Origin of the sequence: Caldicellulosiruptor bescii DSM 6725 (assembly GCF_000022325.1) — a bacterium.
GTDB lineage: Bacteria > Bacillota > Thermoanaerobacteria > Caldicellulosiruptorales > Caldicellulosiruptoraceae > Caldicellulosiruptor > Caldicellulosiruptor bescii.
In genome coordinates this window covers 1,069,352-1,087,346 of the sequence record NC_012034.1, presented here as the reverse complement: position 1 = coordinate 1,087,346, position 17,995 = coordinate 1,069,352, and the positions used below count along the sequence as shown (strand labels likewise).

Below are 17,995 nucleotides of genomic sequence, written 5' to 3'. Positions count from 1 at the left end.
ATTTTCGCCTCACTTTTTTGTAAAATCTATCACTTTCCAGTTTGCTTTTATATAATCAAAACCTGAATAAATTGTAAGTATTACTGCCACGTACAACATTATCTTATCAAGAGGAAACCCCAGAAGAACAAAAGGATAGTTGTCAAGCAAAAGAAGCACAACTGCCACAATCTGGCTTATTGTTTTCAGTTTTCCCCACACATTTGCAGAAATAACTACACCTTCAGCCGCTGCAACCATCCTAAGGCCAGTTACCACAAATTCTCTTCCAATTATAATCATGGCAACCCAAGACGAAATTTTTCGCAGCTCCACTAAACACACAAGTGCTGCGGTTATCAACAACTTGTCTGCAAGAGGGTCCAAGAATTTACCAAAATTTGTTACAATTTTTCTTGACCTTGCAATATATCCATCTAAGCTATCAGTAATTGCAGCAACTATAAATACAGCCGCTGCTACCACCTTTGAATATGGAATACTACTGTAAAGCAAGAAGAACATAAATGCAGGTATCAACAATATTCTCACAGTTGTTAAAATATTGGCGATATTCATCAAATTATCTCTCCTACCAAATCATACTCAAACGCATCAAGTATCTTTACCTTGACAAACTTGCCAGCTGTCAGTTTCTTTTGAGAAAACACCAAAACTTTTCCGTCAACTTCTGGTGCTTCAAACTGGCTCCTTCCAATATAAAAGTTGTTTTTATCTTTTGCCTCTATAACAACTTCGTATTCTCTGCCAACTCGCTTTTTGTTCTGCCTTTTAGAAATTTTTCTCTGAATATTCAAAACCTTTTCATATCTTCTTTGTCTCACCTCATCGTCAACCTGAGGAAGCTGCGAAGCAAGCGTCCCTTCCTCTTGAGAATACATAAAAGCACCAAGCCTGTCAAACTCAGCCCACTTTAAAAAGCTGCAGAGCTCTTCAAACTCCTCATCAGTTTCTGTAGGGAACCCAACCAAAACTGTTGTTCTTATAATAACCTCATCAAAGCTTCTTCTTATCTTCTCTATCAGCCTTTTTATACCTTCTTTTGTTGTTTTTCTGTTCATGAGTTTTAATATTCTATCATTTATATGCTGAATTGGAATGTCAAAATAGTTAACTATTTTAGAAGAAGATTTTACAACCTCAATAAGACTTTCATCCACATCCTCAGGGTAAGAGTATAAAAATCTTATCCACTTGATTTTTTCAATCTTTTCAAGCTCTTCAAGCAAAGCATGTAACATCTTTTTGCCATATAAATCCAAACCATACTTTGTAGTATCCTGAGCTGTGAGGACAATTTCCTGGTATCCTTTTTCTGCTAATTCTTTTGCTTCCTTTACTATATCTTCAATGGGTCTGCTTGTATACTTGCCTCTAATAAGTGGTATGGAGCAATAAGAGCATCTGTTGTTGCACCCTTCTGCTATCTTTATGTAGGCATAGTAACTGGGTGTAGCAATCACTCTTGGCATTGAACTTAAGTATACAAAAGAAGAAGTATCATCGAACACTTTTATCTTCTGCTTACCTTCGTACAAATCTTTTATTACCTCAGGCAGTTTTAACATTTCTTTCACACCAAGTATTGCATCAATTTCTGGCATTTGTTCTAATATCTCATCTTTGTATCTTTGTGTCAAACATCCTGTTACTATCAAAAATTTGCATTTTTTGCTCTTATATTCAGCCATATCTAATATGGTATCTATGGATTCCTGTTTTGCATCGTTTATAAAACCACATGTATTTACAACAATCACATCAGCATCTTCTGCATTTGAGGTTATCTCAAACCCTGCTTTGACACATGCGCCCATCATTATTTCACTGTCAACAAGGTTTTTATTACATCCCAGTGAGACAAATCCAACCTTTATCAATTTCTTGGCACTCCTTTTTTACACCAGATTGTTTTGAAGCATGGTAGCAAAAAGTGTATTTTTCATAAGCATAGCAACTGTCATTGGCCCAACACCACCTGGAACAGGTGTAATAAACGATGCCACTTTTTCTACAGTTTCAAAGTCAACATCACCAACAAGTTTCTGGGTAGCACCGTCTCTATTTATTCCAACGTCAATAACAACTGCTCCTTCTTTTACCATATCAGATGTGACAAACCTTGGCTTTCCAACTGCAGCAACAAGTATATCTGCCTGTTTGCAAATTTCTTTTAAATCTTTTGTATATGAATGACAAATGGTAACTGTTGCGTTTTCTCTCAAAAGAAGCAAAGCCAGAGGCTTCCCAACAATATTGCTTCTTCCTATCACAACAGCATGTTTTCCTTTTATCTCTATATTTTCTCTTTTCAAAAGCTCAATAATCCCAAATGGCGTGCACGGTTTGATTGCTCTTTCAAATTCTATGCCAGTTGCAACCATTCCAACATTGAGCGGATGAAATCCATCAACATCCTTGTGTGGAAGGATTTTTGTGCAAATCCTTTTCTCATCAAGTCCATTTGGCAGTGGAAGCTGAACCAGTATACCGTTTATTTTCTCATCCCTGTTCAGTCTGTCAATCAAGCTCTCAAGTTCATCTTGAGTTGTGTCTTTGCTAAGGGCAAACTCCACAGAATTTATTCCAACCTCGCCACATGCTTTTTTCTTGGAATTTACGTAACTTCTGGATGCCGGATCATCTCCCACAATCACAACAGCCAAAGTTGGCTCTATTCCTCTTTGTTTTAGTTTTTCAACCTCAGTCTTTACTTCATTTTTTATTTCTTGCGCTATCTTTTTTCCGTCTATTATCTTTGCTGACACTTTTATTACCTCCATCTTTTGGTTTTGGTGGAATCAAACAGTCTTTGCCATATCCTATCAAATCATCTCTTTTTGCTATCTTCAAAGCCTTATAAACCAAATCATAATTTTTGGGATTGTTAAAGTGCAAAAGAGCTCTTTGCATCATCTTTTCTTTCAACGTCTTTGGAACATAGATCTTTTCTAAGGTAAACGGGTCCAATTCGGTGTAATACATTGTAGTTGATACAGTTCCGGGTGTTGGATAAAAATCCTGAACCTGCTCTGGTACAAACCCATTTCTTTTTAGAAACACTGCAAGCTCAATTGCATCTTCAAGCTTTGTCCCAGGATGTCCTGACATAAGATAAGGAATGATATACTGTTTTTTATTCAGTCTTTTATTTGTCTCAAAATATTCTTTCACAAATTTTTCATATACCTCTTTCGGAGGTTTACCCATATATTTTAACACATTATTAGAGACATGTTCAGGTGCTATTTTTAACTGACCAGAAATATGGTACATGCAGAGCTTTTCCAAAAACTTTCTGTAGTTTTTGTCAAGTAAAAGGTAGTCATACCTTATCCCCGACCTTATAAATACCTTCTTTACACCTTTTATCTTTCTTATCTTCTCTAAAAGTTCAAAATATTCGCTGTGGTCAACCTCCAAATTTTTGCACGGCTGCGGAAAAAGACACTGCCTATTTTTGCAAGCACCTCTTTCAAGCTGAAGACTACACGCAGGATTTCTGAAATTTGCAGTAGGTCCACCAACATCGTGAATATATCCCTTAAAATCGGGAAGTTTTGTTAGCTTTTTTACTTCCTCTAAGATTGACTTCTGGCTTCTTTTTTGAATGATCCTTCCCTGATGAAAGTGAAGAGCACAGAAATTACAGCCTCCAAAGCACCCTCTGTGAGATACAATGCTGAACTTGACCTCTTCCAGTGCTTTTATACCGCCTTCTTTTTCATAAATGGGATGATAGTTTCGCTCATACGGCAGAGAATAAACATAGTCCATCTCTTCCACTGTCAAAGGCTTTGCTGGAGGATTTTGAACCACATATAAATTTTTATGTGGCTGGACAATTATCTTTTCCTGTGTACGGGTTTTGTTCCCTGTACTGGATAGCAAAAGCATGGGCATATGCCACTTTGTCTTCTTTTACTTTTTCATAGCTGTCAATGATGATATAGTCTTTTCCCTCAAGATGCTGAATATCCTTTGCTACATAACACGTCCCCTGCACATCTCTTATCTCTTTTATGTTCTCTCCCTTTTTGAGCCTTGGTAGAATCTCAAACAATGGCTTTTCGCCCATTCCGTATATCAAAAGGTCAGCACTGCTGTCTATCAATATCGAAGCTCTCACCTTATCAGACCAATAATCATAATGAGCAAACCTTCGCAAAGAAGCCTCTATACCGCCAATTATGATGGGAATATCACCATACTCTTTTCTTATCAAATTACAATAAACAATTGTTGCTCTGTTTGGTCTTTTTCCTCTTTTCATACCAGGCGAATAATAATCCTGGCTTCGTGGCTTTTTAAACGAAGTGTAATGTGCAACCATAGAGTCAAGATTACCACTTGATACCAAAAAAGCAATTCTCGGTCTTCCCAGCACTGTTATGCTTTTTGAATCTCTCCAATCGGGTTGAGGAATTATTCCAATTCTAAAACCATAATCCTCAATTATTCTTGATATTATTGCATGTCCAAAAGATGGATGGTCAACATACGCATCTCCGCACACAAATACAAAGTCAAGCTCGTCCCACCCACGCTTTTTCATGTCTTCTCTGCAAATAGGTAAAAAAGCCATTCTACTTTCTCACTCCATATTCATAAGCATCTCGTCAAACTGTTCTTTGGTTATTAAAACTTGGCGCTTGCCGGTAGAATCCATCTTGCTAATTATTCCTCTTTCCTCCATCTGGTCAATTAGCCTTGCCGCTCTTGAATAACCTATCCTGAGTTTTCTTTGTAAAAATGAGGTTGAAACATTTTGCGCTTCCACCACAAGCTGGATAGCCTTGATCAAAAGCTCATCAGCCTTATCATCTTTAACATCTAAAACCTTGCTGTTTATCTCTTCAATCACTTCCTGATTGTACTCAATGTTAAAATTCTGTTTTAAAAACTCCACAACCTTCTCAACTTCGCTTTCAGAAACATACGCACCTTGAACTCTCAGAGGTTTTGCCAAACCTATTGGAAGATATAGCATATCACCTCTTCCCAAAAGCTTTTCAGCTCCCGCCTGGTCTAAAATTGTGCGTGAGTCAACTTGGGATGATACAGCAAAGGCTATTCGCGACGGAATATTTGCCTTTATAAGACCAGTGATGACATCTACAGAAGGTCTTTGCGTTGCAACAACAAGATGCATACCCGCTGCTCGTGCCATCTGTGCAAGCCTGCATATACTGTCTTCAACCTCGGCAGGTGATACCATCATAAGGTCGGCAAGCTCATCTATAATAATAACAATATATGAAAGTTTTTCTTGTCCATTTTCCTCACACCACTTGTTATAACCCACAACATCTCTTACACCCGCTTGAGCAAAAAGCTTGTATCTATTTGTCATCTCTCCTACTGCCCAGGCAAGTGCGTTTGCAGCTTTTTTGGCATCTGTTACAACCGGTATTAAAAGATGAGGTATACCATTGTAAAGACTCAGCTCAACAACCTTTGGGTCAATTAAAATCAGTTTTACCTCATCAGGCATGCACCTGTAAAGAATGCTAATTATAAGTGAATTTATACACACACTCTTACCCGACCCTGTTGCACCTGCAATCAAAAGGTGAGGCATTTTTGTTATATCTGCTATCACAGGACTTCCTGCAACGTCTTTACCTATGGCAAATGGTATCTTGTACTGCAGTGTGTAAAAATCTGGACTTTCAATCAGCTCTCTTATATAAACAGGTTTTGGTTCTCTGTTTGGAATTTCTATTCCTATTGCAGACTTATTTGGAATTGGTGCTTCAATTCTAACAGATGGTGCTGCCAGTGCAAGCGCAATGTCATCAGAAAGATTGACAATTCTGCTGACCTTTACCCCCTGTCCCGGCTGCAGCTCATATCTTGTGATTGTTGGTCCTACATTTACTTCTGTCACCTGAGCTTCAATGCCAAAGTTTTTTAATGTTTCTTCAAGCTTTCTTATGTTTTCATTTATATCTTTTCTTGAAACCTGCAAGTTATCATTTGGTTTTTTAAGATAGTCAACGGGAGGATAAAGATACTGCTCGCTTGAAGGTAAAAAAATTTTTTTATCTGCAGTTTTGTCATTTCTTCTTCCCTTTTTAGACAATTTTACAGGAACTTCTTCACTTTTTTTTTCTTCAGTTTTAGTATCAAAATTAAAATTGTAAAAACCATTAGTTTCAAGTTTTATATTCTCTTCTTCAGTAATCTCTTCTCCTCTTTTCTCATCTTGCTGAGTATCCTTAGGTTTCTTTTTTTTCAATAAATCTCTTATAGAAAAACTGAAAACAATCATGCTCATGATTATAAGCGTAGAAAAACAAATAATTAGCGTGCCTGTAAAACCAAATAACGATACAAAAGGGTATGTAATGGCAGAACCAAAAACACCAAATCCCTTGAAGTTCAAGCCATCAAAGTATGCATCTTTTAAAAACTTTATAAATGAACCAGAAGGTTTTATATTTGCTTGAATAAAGGTGGTAAAAATCATGAATATAAGAAGTATATAGGTAAATACAATTATATCCCTTTTGTCAAATACTCTTGGTCTTCTTAAAATTGAATCAAGTGATACATAGAGCATGAAAGCAAGAATTAAGAAAACACCTACTCCAAAACATCCTAGCAAGGTCTTCTTAACAAAATCGCCAACTATTCCAACTTTATCTGTTGCAACTGAAAAAACAAAAAATAGAAAAACAAAAAATAAAAAAGTCCCATACACTTCGGCATTTAACCTGTCAAAAACCTCTTTTTTTATCTTATATCTCTTCTTTTTTGATACTGCCTTTGCTCTCATAAATCCCTTCACTTCTTCTCTCGCATTTTCTAAGAATATTATAGCCTTTTTCCAAAAAAATAAAACCCCCAAAAATATTCTTTTGAGGGGGCTCAATCACTTTTTTGCACCAGGACAAAGCAAAAGCGGCTGAATTTGCCTGCCAGAAAGTGCTTCAATTATTGTGGGAATGAGAAGAGTGTATTCTGCAACAAGTGAATTTGGCTTTGCCAAAGGGTCATCCTGCCTAAATGGGACAAAGTAGATATTTTTTGTGTTAAGAAGAATGGCAATATTTTTGCAGTTAAGACCAAGCGCATCGTTTGTAGATATCGCAACAACCACCGGTCTTTGATTCCTAAGGTGCGCTTTTGTGCACATAACAGGAGTTTCATCAACAATTCCGTTTGCAAGCTTGGCGATAAAGTTCCCTGTTGCAGGTGCAACAACCAGTACATCAAAAAGTTTTTTAGGACCGACAGGCTCTGCTTCTACAATATTTGTTATTGGCGGGTTTCCACAAATAGAAACTATTCTCTTTACGACTTCATCCGCTTTTCCATAGCGTGTATTGGTTGTCTGTACTTTTTCACTGAATATTGGTGTTATGATTGCACCTTGTTTTTTGAGTTCTTCAATTACAGTTATTATTTGGTCAAATGTACAGAACGACCCTGTAATAGCAAACCCTATTTTTAGATTATTCAAGTCCACTCTATCACCCCCAGATTTCTTCCAGCAAACTCAACAGCACCTCAGATATATATTTGGCAGCTGTAACTGGTGCCACCTTGCCAGGAAGAGAAAGCGCATGTACCACTTCAATACCCTTTTCCCTTGCATATTCAAAGTCTACTCCACCCGGTTTTGAGGCAAGGTCAATTACAAGAGTATCGGCTCTTATCCTATCTATCACTCCTTTTGTAACAACCACAGCAGGAATGGTATTAATAATCAAATCCATTTTATTTACATACTCTGCTATATCACACAGGCGGACCGGTAGAAAACCAAATGCTTTGCACCATGTCAAATCTGAGCTTTTTCTTGAAGCCACATATATGTTTGCTTCAAATCCTCTCAAGACCTTCGTAAGGACTTTGCCTATTCTTCCATATCCAAGAATTAAGATGTTCGAAGAGTGAAGGGTAATTGGCATCTTCTCAATTGCAATCATCAAACATCCTTCAACAGTAGGTATTGCGTTCAGGATTGCAAGCTCTTCTTTTTCGTATAGGTCAAAAATTTTTATATTTTTCTCTCTGCAAAGACTTTTTATATTTTCAGAAATTACACTTGCAATGAGGACAATCTCTTTGCCAGACAGTTTTTCTATTAAACTTTGTATCTCTATTGACTGCTGTGAAAGAGGTGCAAATATATACTTTCCATCCTGTGTGAAGGGAATTGGTCCTATTAATACCTTTGATTTTTCAATAATTTCATCTAAACTTTTTGCAAAGTTTATATTTGGGCTACTCAGCACTTTGCCTTTATCTGTTGCCCAAAGCAAAACATCAAATCCTTTATCAGCTAAGCTTTCCGCCAAAATCAAAATCCTTTGGTCCCCACCAATAACACCTATATGTTTTTCCATCATTATCCCTCTTTTTTTGTTCTTGCTGCAAAGCTAATATAATCTATGTATTAATTTCAAAAAAGGTGCTTGGACAAAAAAATAAAAGCCACTTTTAGTGGCTTTCTATCTCTCTCAATCTTTTTTTAAAATGCATCTTTGATAAGATTTATTTTAGTTACATTATTTTTGCCATCTATAAATATCTCCACAACATCAAATCTGTACAAATACTTATCTTGCGAAAGATGGTATGCAATGAAATACTCAGCAACCTTTTTTATGTGAAGCTGTTTTTTAAAGTTGACAGATTCTGAAGGCAAACCAAATTTCAAGCTCTTCCTTGTTTTTACCTCAACAAATACAATTGTCTTGTCTTCTTTTGCTATTATGTCAATTTCACCAAGCCTGCATCGAAAGTTGGTTCTCAAAATCTCATATCCATGTTTTATTAAAAAATCAACCGCTAAATTCTCACCAAATCTTCCCACCTGTTTTAAATTCATTTTTTTACTTTGCTCCATTCTTACTAATTTTATCAAGATACCCAATGAAAACTAATATCTGCGCAACAACCTCATACAGGTCTTCCGGAATATATTCCTGAAGCTCTAAATTAAATAGCTTTTCTACCACCTTTTGGTCTTCATATACAGGAATATCTTCTTGTTTTGCTTTCTCTATAATCCTTTCGGCAACATAACCTTTTCCTTTTGCAATGATTTTTGGTGCTATATCTTCAAGATCATACTTTATAGCCACAGCTTTTTTTAACTTCTTCTTATTCATTATCTCACACCTTCAAATCAAGCCTGCTTAAAGTATTATCAAATATCAAATAGTCGAACGCAAGAGAAGAATTAGAGGTTTGGTCTATCCTGTATTCAATATCAAGTTTATACCCATTTTCTTTTAGAATCTCTAAGAGCTTCTGCTGGTTTTCTCTTATCAAATTCAGAGTTGACAGCCTTTCACAAACTATGATTGATTTGAAACTACCTTGGGAAACCTTTTTAACATAAATGCCTATTGTCCCAATGTTCTGGGTTGCCAATTTTAGCATAATGGAATTTGCTTTGAAGTTTGAAACTCCCTTCTTTTTGTTAACAAAAACTGAAATTTCATATTGGTGGTTATTAAGCTCATACTTGAGATTAAGAATATTCATGTAAAAGGTATCAAAATCAAGTGTGGTTTGCTGGTTTTGATTTGGGTTTATCTTCTCCAGCAGCTGTAACACCTTTTGTTCTGAAAACTCTTTGTGAAAATCAGCTATCTTGAAAAGCAAAAATTCCTCTTTTTTATTCAAAGTAATATCTTGATTTTTAACTTCTTCTTTATTTTGAAATCTTTCAAAAATCTCTTTAATCTTCTCCACAAACCTTATAAATTCACTTTTTTCTTTTATAAATTCCTCTTTTGACAAAGGCTTTTTAGAAAAAATCAAGCCCAAAAAAGCAAATAAGTCATTTTCATTATCTATTTTAATATCAAACTTTCCTATATGATCATTTAACATACTTTTAAAAAAATCTTTCATGAAATTCTTCTGAGGAACAAAAATCAATCCTTTCCCTTTTTCGAATACCACTATAAAACTCTCACTTTTGTAGTCAGAAAATTTCAGCTTTTCTAATATCCTATTTTCATTTTGGCTTCCCAAAAAAACCTCTTTTCTAAATTCAAAGGTTTTATCAGACAACTTCAAAAAGACATTTTCATCATTTTCAATTTCCAAAGAAGCAACAAACACCTTTTCTTTCTCTGCAAACTCCAAAAACTCAGCTGTAAACCTATCTTTAGGAATAGTAAAAATCTCTTCTTTTGCATTTTGTGCAAGGTCAAATACGTTATTTAACTTTACAGCATCGAAGGTTTTAAATAAAGTCTCTTCTTGTAGTTTATTTTCAAGGTAAGATATACTATTAAAATTTTCTTGTTTAGAAACAACGTCCATTATCTTGAATGTAAGCTTGCCATCTTCCCACACAGGATTTGCAAGACGCACCCTGTCACCTGGATTGAAAAAAAATGAGGAGCTATTTTGAGCTAAAATTGTTTTTGAACCTACATTCAGAATAAGTCTATCTCCTTCGACCCCGACAACCTGAGCGTCAAATTCTTTGTCTTGATTACCAAAAAGGTTAAGTATCTCTTTTATGTTATTTTGTTTTAAGAAGGTTATGAGATTATTTGTATAATTCATACTTTTTCACCTTAAAGAGAAAGAATATTTTTTAAAAACGAAATCCTGTGAATTTCGCATGGACCATATTTTTGCAAAATCTCTATGTGCTCTTTTGTGCCATATCCTTTGTGTTTTTCAAATTTATAGAGTGGGTACTTTGAAGAAATCTCTACTATATATCTGTCTCTTGAAACCTTTGCTAAGATTGACGCACAGGCAATTGAGTAGGATTTTCTGTCGCCTTTTATGATAGCCCTTTGATTAAAGCCCAGGTTCGGAATTTTATAACCATCCACTAACACTATGTCAGGCTCAATTTTTAAGTTTTCAATAGCATTTTTCATAGCCAAAAAAGTTGCATTGTTTATGTTTATCTCATCTATGACTTTGCTGTCTACCATCGCAACAGAATACGCTATACTCTCTTTTATTATCTCTTCAAAGAGTTTTTCTCTCTTTTTAGGAGTCAGCTTTTTTGAATCTCTCACACCTTCAATTATCCTTTTTCTGTCCATAACAACTGCTGCAGCAAAAACAGGTCCTGCCAAAGGGCCTCTTCCTGCCTCATCAACTCCACAAATAAATCTGTAACCTTCATTCAAAAGCTTTTCTTCTATTTCAAAATAGTTTTCATCTTCTGACAACCTCATCAAGTGTTATCCTCCCAATCCTTCCTTTTCTCAAATCGTCCAAAAACATTGTTGCTGCTTTAAGAGTATCAATCCTACCCTCTTTGAGTATACATCCTCTCTTCTTTCCTATTTCTGTTAGGTACTCTTCCTCCGAAAGGGTGGAAAAATCGATTAAATACTTTGTATTCAAGAGGTGAGAATACCTTTCTTTTATCATCCCAATTGTTTTCTTTGCAACAAGTTCTTTGTCAAAGAGGTCCTCTTTAATACTACCTATCGCACAAAGCTTTATAGCAACATTGTCATCTTCAAGCTTTGGCACAAGTATTCCGGGGGTGTCGAGCATTTCAAAATAGTCGTTGATTTTTATCCACTGTTTTGCCCTTGTAACACCAGGCCTGTCACCTGTTCTTGCCTTGGCTGAGTTTGTTATCTTGTTTATAAGTGTCGACTTTCCGACATTTGGTATGCCAAGTACCCCAAATCTTATAATTTTCTTTCTTCCTTTTTGTTTTGCCTCTTCAATCTTGTCTTTTAATAAATTTTCGGCTATTTTCAATATATTCTTTACGTTTGTACCTTTCAAAGAATCAATGCACACAGCAACCTGGTTATTTTCCTGAAAATACTTTACAAATTCTTGGTTTTTTGTTTCGTCGGCTAAATCTGATTTGTTCAGAACATAAATTTTAGGCTTATCTTTTATCAAAGCTTCGAGCTGTTCGTTTCTGGAACTCAAAGGTGCTCTTGCATCAAGCAAAATTAGATACAAATCAATATACTTGTTTAGCTCTAAAATTTCTCTTTTTGCCTTTTGCATATGTCCAGGATACCACTGAACGATCAAAGCAAAAATCCTCCTCTTTTTGTTGTAAATATAAAAAAGAGACTAAGCTTTTTTAAGCATTAGTCTCTTCGGTATTGTTATTCTCTTTATCTGGTTGCTGAACAAGCTCTTTAATCTTTGCAGCCTTACCTATCTTTTCTCTGATGTAATAGAGTTTTGCTCTTCTTACTTTACCTCTTCTTATAACTTCAATCTTCTCAAGCCTTGGTGAGTGAAGAGGGAATACTCTTTCAACACCAATACCATATGAAATTCTTCTGACTGTGAAAGTTTCCGAAAGCCCTTTTCCTCTTCTTTTTATGACAAGCCCTTCGAAAGCTTGCACTCTTTCTCTTCCACCTTCAATAACCTTAAAGTAAACTCTTACTGTGTCACCAGGTTTGAAATCAGGAATATCTTTTCTTAGCATTTCGCTTTCAATCTCTCTGATTATATCCATCTTCCACTTTCCCTCCTTCCAGCAATAAGGATGTTCTTGCAAACCGTGTTTGCAGAGGACCATGTACTTTATTTACAAGAAAAAAGCCCAAAAATGAACATGTGTAATTATAACACAATTTTTTGCGTCTCACAATATTTTATTAAAAATTCTCTGTCTTCGTTGGTTAGCTCAAAGTTTTCAAGCAAATCAGGTCTGTTTTTTATTGTTTTCAGTAAACTCTGATACCTTCTCCACTTTCTTATCTTCTCATGGTCTCCACACAAAAGTATCTCAGGAACCTTTTTCCCTCTGAACTCAGCCGGTCTTGTATACTGCGGATATTCCAAAAGCCCTGTTGAAAAACTCTCTTCTTGAGCTGACTTTTCTTCAATGACACCCTTTACAAGCCGCGAAACAGAGTCAATCACCACAAGTGCAGCATACTCTCCTCCAGTTAAAACATAGTCTCCTATAGAAATCTCATCTGTCACAATCATGTCAATTACTCTCTGGTCAATTCCTTCATAGTGCCCACATATTATTACAATCTCTTTTTCTTTTTGACAGCTGCTCTGCATAGCGCTGAGTGTATGTTTTGCCTTGAGGTGTAAGATAAATAACTCTGTGAGGTTTGGCTGGTTTTATACTCTCATATGCATCAATTATCGGCTGGGCACTCATAACCATTCCAAACCCGCCGCCGTATGGATAGTCATCTGTCCTCTTGTGCTTATTCATAGTAAAATCTCGTATATTAATTGCCTCTATCTTTATCAGCCCTTTTTGCTGAGCTCTTTTTAAGATGCTATAGTTTGTTGCAGATAAAATAACTTCTGGAAATAAAGTTAGAACTTTGAATACCATCTTTAATCCAACAACCCTTCAACAACCTTTATTTTCATATATCCCTCTTCGATATTAACCTCTTTTACAATCTCTTTCAAGGCAGGAATCAGTATGTCTTTCTTTCCTATATAGCTGTCGCAAATGTAAACATCGTTGCTTCCGGTTTTTAAAACATCCTTTATTCTACCCAGTTTTCTGCCATCTAAATCATACACTTCAAGCCCAATAATATCACATATAAAATAAGTGTCCTTTGGCAGTTTTTTGGCTCTTTCTCTTTCTATCACTATATACCTGTTTTTCAGCTTTTGTGCTTCATCTATGCTGGAAATTTCTTTGAACTTGATTATCACAATATTATCTTTTACTCTATATCTTTCAATTGTGAGCTTTGTTGAAAGGTTGTCTTCCAAAAGAACATATTCAAGCTCAGAAAACCTGTCAACCTCATCTGTAAGAGGTATTACCTTAACTTCACCTTTGAGTCCAAAAGTATTTACAATCTTGCCAACTTGGAGGTACTTATACATAATCTACCTCCTTTTTAAAAAAGAGTTAGGCAAGATACGCCTAACTCTTTTATTGTAAAATCTCAACTATAACTCTCTTGTTGTCTTTGTTTGCTGCAGCTCTGACAACTGTTCTTATAGCTCTTGCTATTCTTCCCTGCTTGCCAATGACCTTGCCCATATCTTCAGGAGCAACTTTAAGCTCAATAATTACTGACTGCTCACCGTGGATTTCACTAACCTTTACTTGGTCTGGATTGTCAACAAGAGATTTTGCTATGACTTCAACTAAATCTTTTAGCATGACAAGCTACCCCTCCTTTTAAAATGTTTTATTCAATTACTCCAGCTTTTTTAAGCAGAATTTTAACAGTATCTGTTGGTTGAGCACCGTATGATAACCATTTTTTTGCCTTTTCAACATCAACTTTGATGTCAGCAGGATTCTTCAAAGGATTGTAATAGCCAATTTCGTCAATTGTTTTTCCATCTCTCGGTGTGCGTGAATCTGCAACAACAATTCTATAAAAAGGATTGTTTTTTGCACCCATTCTCTTGAGTCTTATTCTTACTGCCACTTACATCACCTCCTCTTTTAAATTTTTGATGTATTACATGAAAGGAAATTTAAATTTTCCTTTCTTGGCAAAGCTGGGATTTGAAAATTGCTTCATCATCCTTTTCATATCCTCAAACTGTCTCAAAAGTCTGTTTACATCCTGAACAGTGGTACCTGAACCCATAGCAATTCTTCTTTTTCTGCTGGAATTAATAATACTTGGATCTTGGCGTTCTTCTTTTGTCATGGAATTTATGATTGCTTCTATTTTTTTAAGTTCCTTCTCGCCAGCATCAAAATCCACATCACCTTTTAATTTCACTCCAGGTATCATGGAAATAATCTGAGATAAAGATCCCATCTTCTTTATTTGCTTTAGCTGGTCTAAAAAGTCTTCAAGAGTAAACTGCATGCTTCTGAGCTTTTTTTCAAGCTCCTCAGCTTTTTTTTGATCAATAGCTTCCTGAGCTTTCTCTATTAAAGTCAAAATATCTCCCATTCCAAGTATTCGGGAAGCCATCCTGTCGGGATGAAAAGCCTCTAAATCTTCCATCTTCTCGCCAACACCGGCAAACTTTATTGGTTTGCCAGTTATAGCTTTGACAGAAAGAGCCGCTCCGCCTCGTGTGTCACCGTCAAGCTTTGTCATAATAATTCCATCTATGCCAAGCTGCTCATTGAAAGCTGCAGCAACATTCACAGCATCTTGTCCTGTCATGGCATCTAATACAAGCAAAATTTCTGTCGGCTTTATTGCATTTTTGATTGCAACCAGCTCATCCATAAGTTCTTGATTTATGTGAAGTCTTCCTGCAGTGTCAACAATGGCAACATCGCACCTGCTTACCTTTGCAAACTCAATGCCTTCCTTTGCTATCTTAACAGCATCTTTGCTGTTGTAGTCTGCAAAACATTTCACTCCAACCTTTTGTGCAACAACCTCTAATTGTTTTATTGCAGCAGGTCTGTATATATCACAGGCAACAAGCAAAGGGTTTTTGCCCTGCCTTTTTAAAAGCCCGGCAAGCTTTCCAGCTGTGGTGGTCTTACCAGAACCTTGAAGCCCCACCATCATATAGGTGGAAAACCCGCTTGGTGAAAATGTAAGTTTTGTGTCACTTCCACCAAGAAGGTTTACCATCTCATCGTATACAATCTTTATTACCTGCTGGGCAGGAGTGAGGCTTTCTAAAACTTCTTCTCCCACAGCCTTTTGTGTCACAGTGTTGATAAAATCTTTTACCACTTTGTAGTTTACATCAGCCTCTAAAAGAGCAAGTTTCACTTCTTTCATAGCGTCTTTGATATCCTTTTCTGTGAGCTTGCCCTTACCTCTCAGTCTTTTGAAAACATCCTGCAGTTTTTCAGAAAGACTACTAAACATCTTCTTGCCACTCCTGAATACTATTTATTATACTCATGATTTCTTCATCTTTGTATCTTTCGTATATTCTCCTTAGTTTCTGGAGGACTTCTTCAATTATGCTCCTGTTTTTATAATACTTGTCTGCCAGTTTTAGCTTTGCCTCATACCTTTTTAAGGCTATTTTTGCTTTTCTAAATGCATCAAAAACACCCTGCCGTGATATGCCAAGTTCTTTTGATATCTCTCCCAAGGTTAAATCTTCATTTACATACAGCTCTATAATCTTTTTTTGTCTTTCGGTCAAAAAGTCCTTATAAAAATCGTAAAGAAGGCTCAAATATACCTTATTTTCTTGCTGCATTTTTAATTTCATCTCTCTGTAAAGCTTAAAAACTTGACACTATTATATGATAATAAACTTCTGATCTTTTGTCAAAAATTTTTTGTGATTAGATAGTGTCAAGAGTTTGTAGAAAATATTTTATTATAAATTGCAATACTATTAATGAAATAACACTTGACAAGTTTTTTTTTTTTGTTATTTTTAATTCGTAGTTTATACTAAAAATTTCTATTATAAGAGGAGTGTGATTGATATGTATTAGAAATTACACTATTATTATAATTGATTTTTTGAACTAATTACTTCATTTTTAGTGAATTGATTAAAATATTTGCTGTTAAGGAGGGAAAAACTAATGATTAAAACTGTTCACAAAAAATGTTTTAATCAAATCAAAGTTCTCTTTGCAACAGTTTTAGTTATATTATCTACTTACTTACCAACTTATACTTACTCACACGAAATATACTCGTACCCCATTAGATGGTATACTAAAATTACAGAAGATGGCAAAACAAAACTTTATTTAAAAGCTAATAAGGATTATTTAGATCAACCATTCTTAGAGACATATACATCTTCTTTAAGTAACTGGAATAATGCATGGAGTGCTAATGCAAATTATAATATTCACTCAGTTTCTCATATAAAATGTATTGATACAACATACTCAAATGCAAATCTTTTCTTTTGCTCAGCTTCAAAAGAATGGTGGCAACAATTATTTAATTACAGTTACGAGCAATACGAGTTTTTAGCTCTCACAGAAAATTATAATATCTATGGAACTAAAGTTGACTCTTCTACCGTTTCAAGTGTAGACAGAAATATTGGCAAATCTATTATATACTTAAGTCCCTACGTCACTTCGACTGCCTACAATTTTATTCAACGGAGAGGAATTTTAATGCATGAGATGGGACATGCAATTGGTTTGGGACACCCAAATGGTACAGATTCCAGAAATCCATATTCAGCTCAAACATACGGAAGTATAATGGACAATTATTTTAATGAGGATTATCCTTCTATTCACGACGTATATGATATAGAGATAATGTATAATTTTAATTGCCGTTATTAAAAAATGTATTTGATAATTTAGGAGGTAATAGTATGAAGAAAAGAATTAAAATAGGCATTTTAATTCTTTGTATTTTTTTGTTGTTATTACTACCTTACATGCTTATCAAATTTAAAAATACACACACAACAATTCAATATGAAAAACCTAAAATTTACATTGATCCTATGTCTTCTGTAAGATTTCTTAATTTTGAATTTTGCGCAAAATATTCAGAGCTTATTATCGTTGGAAAAGTTATTAAAAAAGAACAAGTAGAAGAAACAATAACTGCACAACCTGGTACAAATGAATATGGAGTTGCGAAAGCAGCAGGCATACCTTTTGTTAAGATCCTGCCAAGACTTTATGTTACAGTTGAAGTTGAAAAGGTTCTCAAAGGCAAATTAGATGAAAAACAAATTGATGTAGGCTTTGTAGTCTTTGATCCACAAAATCACTCTGATCTTTTTGCAATGAATCCTGGTGAAAAATTTGTGTTTGTTCTGACAAAAGGAAAAAACACAAGGCCTAATACCTGGTATGTAAATTGTCCCAATAGGTTTATATTCAAAGTGAACAGCAACAATACCGTATATCCTGCTTGTTGGTGGTATGATGAAAGATATAAGAGGAAATATTTTAATATAACCTTAGATCAATTATCAGAAGAGTTCAAAAGAATAGATAAACTTGAAAATGTCCCTATGTATGATGATGTTCCAAAAGAGGTATGGGAAAAGTACTACGAAGCAGAATCTGAATCGCAAACTAAAAGCTCTTCAGAAAAATAAAATATCTAAAAGGTGGGAAGTTAAAACTTCCCACCTTTTTGTTAGCCTTAAAAACACAATTTTATATTAGTAAAAATTGGAAGAGAATACA

General features: G+C 35.2%; 19 protein-coding genes and 2 pseudogenes. 2 read left to right on the top strand and 19 right to left on the bottom strand.

Annotated elements, in window-relative coordinates:
• Positions 1 to 9 precede the first annotated feature (9 nt).
• The 19 genes and pseudogenes from pgsA to ylxM form a co-directional block, all read right to left on the bottom strand.
• Positions 10 to 558: a CDP-diacylglycerol--glycerol-3-phosphate 3-phosphatidyltransferase gene (pgsA, locus tag ATHE_RS04925; RefSeq protein ID WP_013403620.1), complete on the bottom strand. Its 549-nt coding sequence runs from the start codon at positions 556 to 558 to the stop codon at positions 10 to 12.
• Positions 558 to 1,880 carry a 30S ribosomal protein S12 methylthiotransferase RimO gene (rimO, locus tag ATHE_RS04920; RefSeq protein WP_015907502.1) on the bottom strand — a complete coding sequence of 441 codons (1,323 nt, stop codon included), beginning with the start codon at positions 1,878 to 1,880 and terminating at the stop codon, positions 558 to 560. Before rimO ends, pgsA begins: the two co-directional genes overlap by 1 nt.
• An 18-nt stretch (positions 1,881 to 1,898) precedes the next feature.
• Positions 1,899 to 2,768: a bifunctional methylenetetrahydrofolate dehydrogenase/methenyltetrahydrofolate cyclohydrolase FolD gene (folD, locus tag ATHE_RS04915; protein ID WP_015907501.1), complete on the bottom strand. Its 870-nt coding sequence runs from the start codon at positions 2,766 to 2,768 to the stop codon at positions 1,899 to 1,901.
• Positions 2,716 to 4,585: pseudogene (locus ATHE_RS15380) on the bottom strand (YgiQ family radical SAM protein). Before ATHE_RS15380 ends, folD begins: the two are co-directional and overlap by 53 nt.
• Before the next feature lie 9 nt (positions 4,586 to 4,594).
• The gene (locus ATHE_RS04905) at positions 4,595 to 6,781 is read right to left on the bottom strand and encodes an FtsK/SpoIIIE family DNA translocase (protein ID WP_015907500.1); all 2,187 of its coding nucleotides are present in this window, start codon (positions 6,779 to 6,781) and stop codon (positions 4,595 to 4,597) included.
• 96 nt (positions 6,782 to 6,877) lie between these two features.
• Entirely contained in the window at positions 6,878 to 7,474 is a 597-nt protein-coding gene (locus tag ATHE_RS04900; RefSeq protein ID WP_015907499.1) for a dipicolinate synthase subunit B, read from the bottom strand.
• A 4-nt stretch (positions 7,475 to 7,478) separates the two neighbouring features.
• Positions 7,479 to 8,357, bottom strand: coding sequence for a dipicolinate synthase subunit DpsA (gene dpsA, locus ATHE_RS04895; RefSeq protein ID WP_015907498.1), 879 nt, complete (start codon positions 8,355 to 8,357; stop codon positions 7,479 to 7,481).
• A gap of 125 nt (positions 8,358 to 8,482) precedes the next feature.
• Positions 8,483 to 8,842, bottom strand: coding sequence for a YraN family protein (locus ATHE_RS04890; protein ID WP_015907497.1), 360 nt, complete (start codon positions 8,840 to 8,842; stop codon positions 8,483 to 8,485).
• Between the two features lie 4 nt (positions 8,843 to 8,846).
• Positions 8,847 to 9,125, bottom strand: a complete 279-nt coding sequence (locus ATHE_RS04885) for an EscU/YscU/HrcU family type III secretion system export apparatus switch protein (protein ID WP_015907496.1) — start codon at positions 9,123 to 9,125, stop codon at positions 8,847 to 8,849.
• A 4-nt stretch (positions 9,126 to 9,129) separates the two neighbouring features.
• The gene (locus tag ATHE_RS04880; protein ID WP_015907495.1) at positions 9,130 to 10,542 is read right to left on the bottom strand and encodes a hypothetical protein; all 1,413 of its coding nucleotides are present in this window, start codon (positions 10,540 to 10,542) and stop codon (positions 9,130 to 9,132) included.
• A gap of 11 nt (positions 10,543 to 10,553) precedes the next feature.
• Positions 10,554 to 11,174: a ribonuclease HII gene (locus ATHE_RS04875; RefSeq protein WP_015907494.1), complete on the bottom strand. Its 621-nt coding sequence runs from the start codon at positions 11,172 to 11,174 to the stop codon at positions 10,554 to 10,556.
• Positions 11,155 to 12,003: a ribosome biogenesis GTPase YlqF gene (gene ylqF / locus ATHE_RS04870; protein WP_015907493.1), complete on the bottom strand. Its 849-nt coding sequence runs from the start codon at positions 12,001 to 12,003 to the stop codon at positions 11,155 to 11,157. Before ylqF ends, ATHE_RS04875 begins: the two co-directional genes overlap by 20 nt.
• 52 nt (positions 12,004 to 12,055) lie before the next feature.
• Positions 12,056 to 12,442, bottom strand: coding sequence for a 50S ribosomal protein L19 (gene rplS, locus ATHE_RS04865; RefSeq protein ID WP_013430653.1), 387 nt, complete (start codon positions 12,440 to 12,442; stop codon positions 12,056 to 12,058).
• Between the two features lie 107 nt (positions 12,443 to 12,549).
• Positions 12,550 to 13,288 (bottom strand): annotated as a pseudogene (trmD, locus tag ATHE_RS04860) (tRNA (guanosine(37)-N1)-methyltransferase TrmD).
• A gap of 2 nt (positions 13,289 to 13,290) precedes the next feature.
• Positions 13,291 to 13,800: a ribosome maturation factor RimM gene (gene rimM / locus ATHE_RS04855; RefSeq protein WP_013403633.1), complete on the bottom strand. Its 510-nt coding sequence runs from the start codon at positions 13,798 to 13,800 to the stop codon at positions 13,291 to 13,293.
• Positions 13,801 to 13,849: 49 nt separating this feature from the next.
• Positions 13,850 to 14,083: a KH domain-containing protein gene (locus ATHE_RS04850; RefSeq protein ID WP_013290831.1), complete on the bottom strand. Its 234-nt coding sequence runs from the start codon at positions 14,081 to 14,083 to the stop codon at positions 13,850 to 13,852.
• Positions 14,084 to 14,111: 28 nt separating this feature from the next.
• Positions 14,112 to 14,357: a 30S ribosomal protein S16 gene (gene rpsP, locus ATHE_RS04845; RefSeq protein WP_013290832.1), complete on the bottom strand. Its 246-nt coding sequence runs from the start codon at positions 14,355 to 14,357 to the stop codon at positions 14,112 to 14,114.
• Positions 14,358 to 14,390: 33 nt separating this feature from the next.
• Entirely contained in the window at positions 14,391 to 15,722 is a 1,332-nt protein-coding gene (gene ffh, locus ATHE_RS04840; RefSeq protein ID WP_015907492.1) for a signal recognition particle protein, read from the bottom strand.
• On the bottom strand, positions 15,715 to 16,065 hold the full coding sequence (ylxM, locus tag ATHE_RS04835; protein WP_015907491.1) for a YlxM family DNA-binding protein: 351 nt from the start codon (positions 16,063 to 16,065) through the stop codon (positions 15,715 to 15,717). Before ylxM ends, ffh begins: the two co-directional genes overlap by 8 nt.
• A 337-nt stretch (positions 16,066 to 16,402) precedes the next feature.
• On the opposite strand from ylxM, the gene ATHE_RS04830 reads away from it, so the two are divergent.
• Complete coding sequence (locus ATHE_RS04830) at positions 16,403 to 17,131, top strand: zinc metalloprotease (protein ID WP_015907490.1); 729 nt, start codon at positions 16,403 to 16,405, stop codon at positions 17,129 to 17,131.
• Positions 17,119 to 17,904 carry a hypothetical protein gene (locus tag ATHE_RS04825; protein ID WP_231503287.1) on the top strand — a complete coding sequence of 262 codons (786 nt, stop codon included), beginning with the start codon at positions 17,119 to 17,121 and terminating at the stop codon, positions 17,902 to 17,904. Before ATHE_RS04830 ends, ATHE_RS04825 begins: the two co-directional genes overlap by 13 nt.
• Positions 17,905 to 17,995 lie beyond the last annotated feature (91 nt).

Coding starts and splice junctions, on each gene's coding strand:
- ATHE_RS04830 (WP_015907490.1), top strand. CDS start 16,403: ATGATTAAAACTGTTCACAAAAAATGTTTTAATCAAATCAAAGTTCTC.
- rimM (WP_013403633.1), bottom strand. CDS start 13,800: ATGTATAAGTACCTCCAAGTTGGCAAGATTGTAAATACTTTTGGACTC.
- pgsA (WP_013403620.1), bottom strand. CDS start 558: ATGAATATCGCCAATATTTTAACAACTGTGAGAATATTGTTGATACCT.
- ATHE_RS04850 (WP_013290831.1), bottom strand. CDS start 14,083: ATGCTAAAAGATTTAGTTGAAGTCATAGCAAAATCTCTTGTTGACAAT.
- ATHE_RS04880 (WP_015907495.1), bottom strand. CDS start 10,542: ATGAATTATACAAATAATCTCATAACCTTCTTAAAACAAAATAACATA.
- rplS (WP_013430653.1), bottom strand. CDS start 12,442: ATGGATATAATCAGAGAGATTGAAAGCGAAATGCTAAGAAAAGATATT.
- ylxM (WP_015907491.1), bottom strand. CDS start 16,065: ATGCAGCAAGAAAATAAGGTATATTTGAGCCTTCTTTACGATTTTTAT.
- ffh (WP_015907492.1), bottom strand. CDS start 15,722: ATGTTTAGTAGTCTTTCTGAAAAACTGCAGGATGTTTTCAAAAGACTG.
- dpsA (WP_015907498.1), bottom strand. CDS start 8,357: ATGGAAAAACATATAGGTGTTATTGGTGGGGACCAAAGGATTTTGATT.
- ATHE_RS04905 (WP_015907500.1), bottom strand. CDS start 6,781: ATGAGAGCAAAGGCAGTATCAAAAAAGAAGAGATATAAGATAAAAAAA.
- ATHE_RS04885 (WP_015907496.1), bottom strand. CDS start 9,125: ATGAATAAGAAGAAGTTAAAAAAAGCTGTGGCTATAAAGTATGATCTT.
- ATHE_RS04890 (WP_015907497.1), bottom strand. CDS start 8,842: ATGAATTTAAAACAGGTGGGAAGATTTGGTGAGAATTTAGCGGTTGAT.
- ATHE_RS04875 (WP_015907494.1), bottom strand. CDS start 11,174: ATGAGGTTGTCAGAAGATGAAAACTATTTTGAAATAGAAGAAAAGCTT.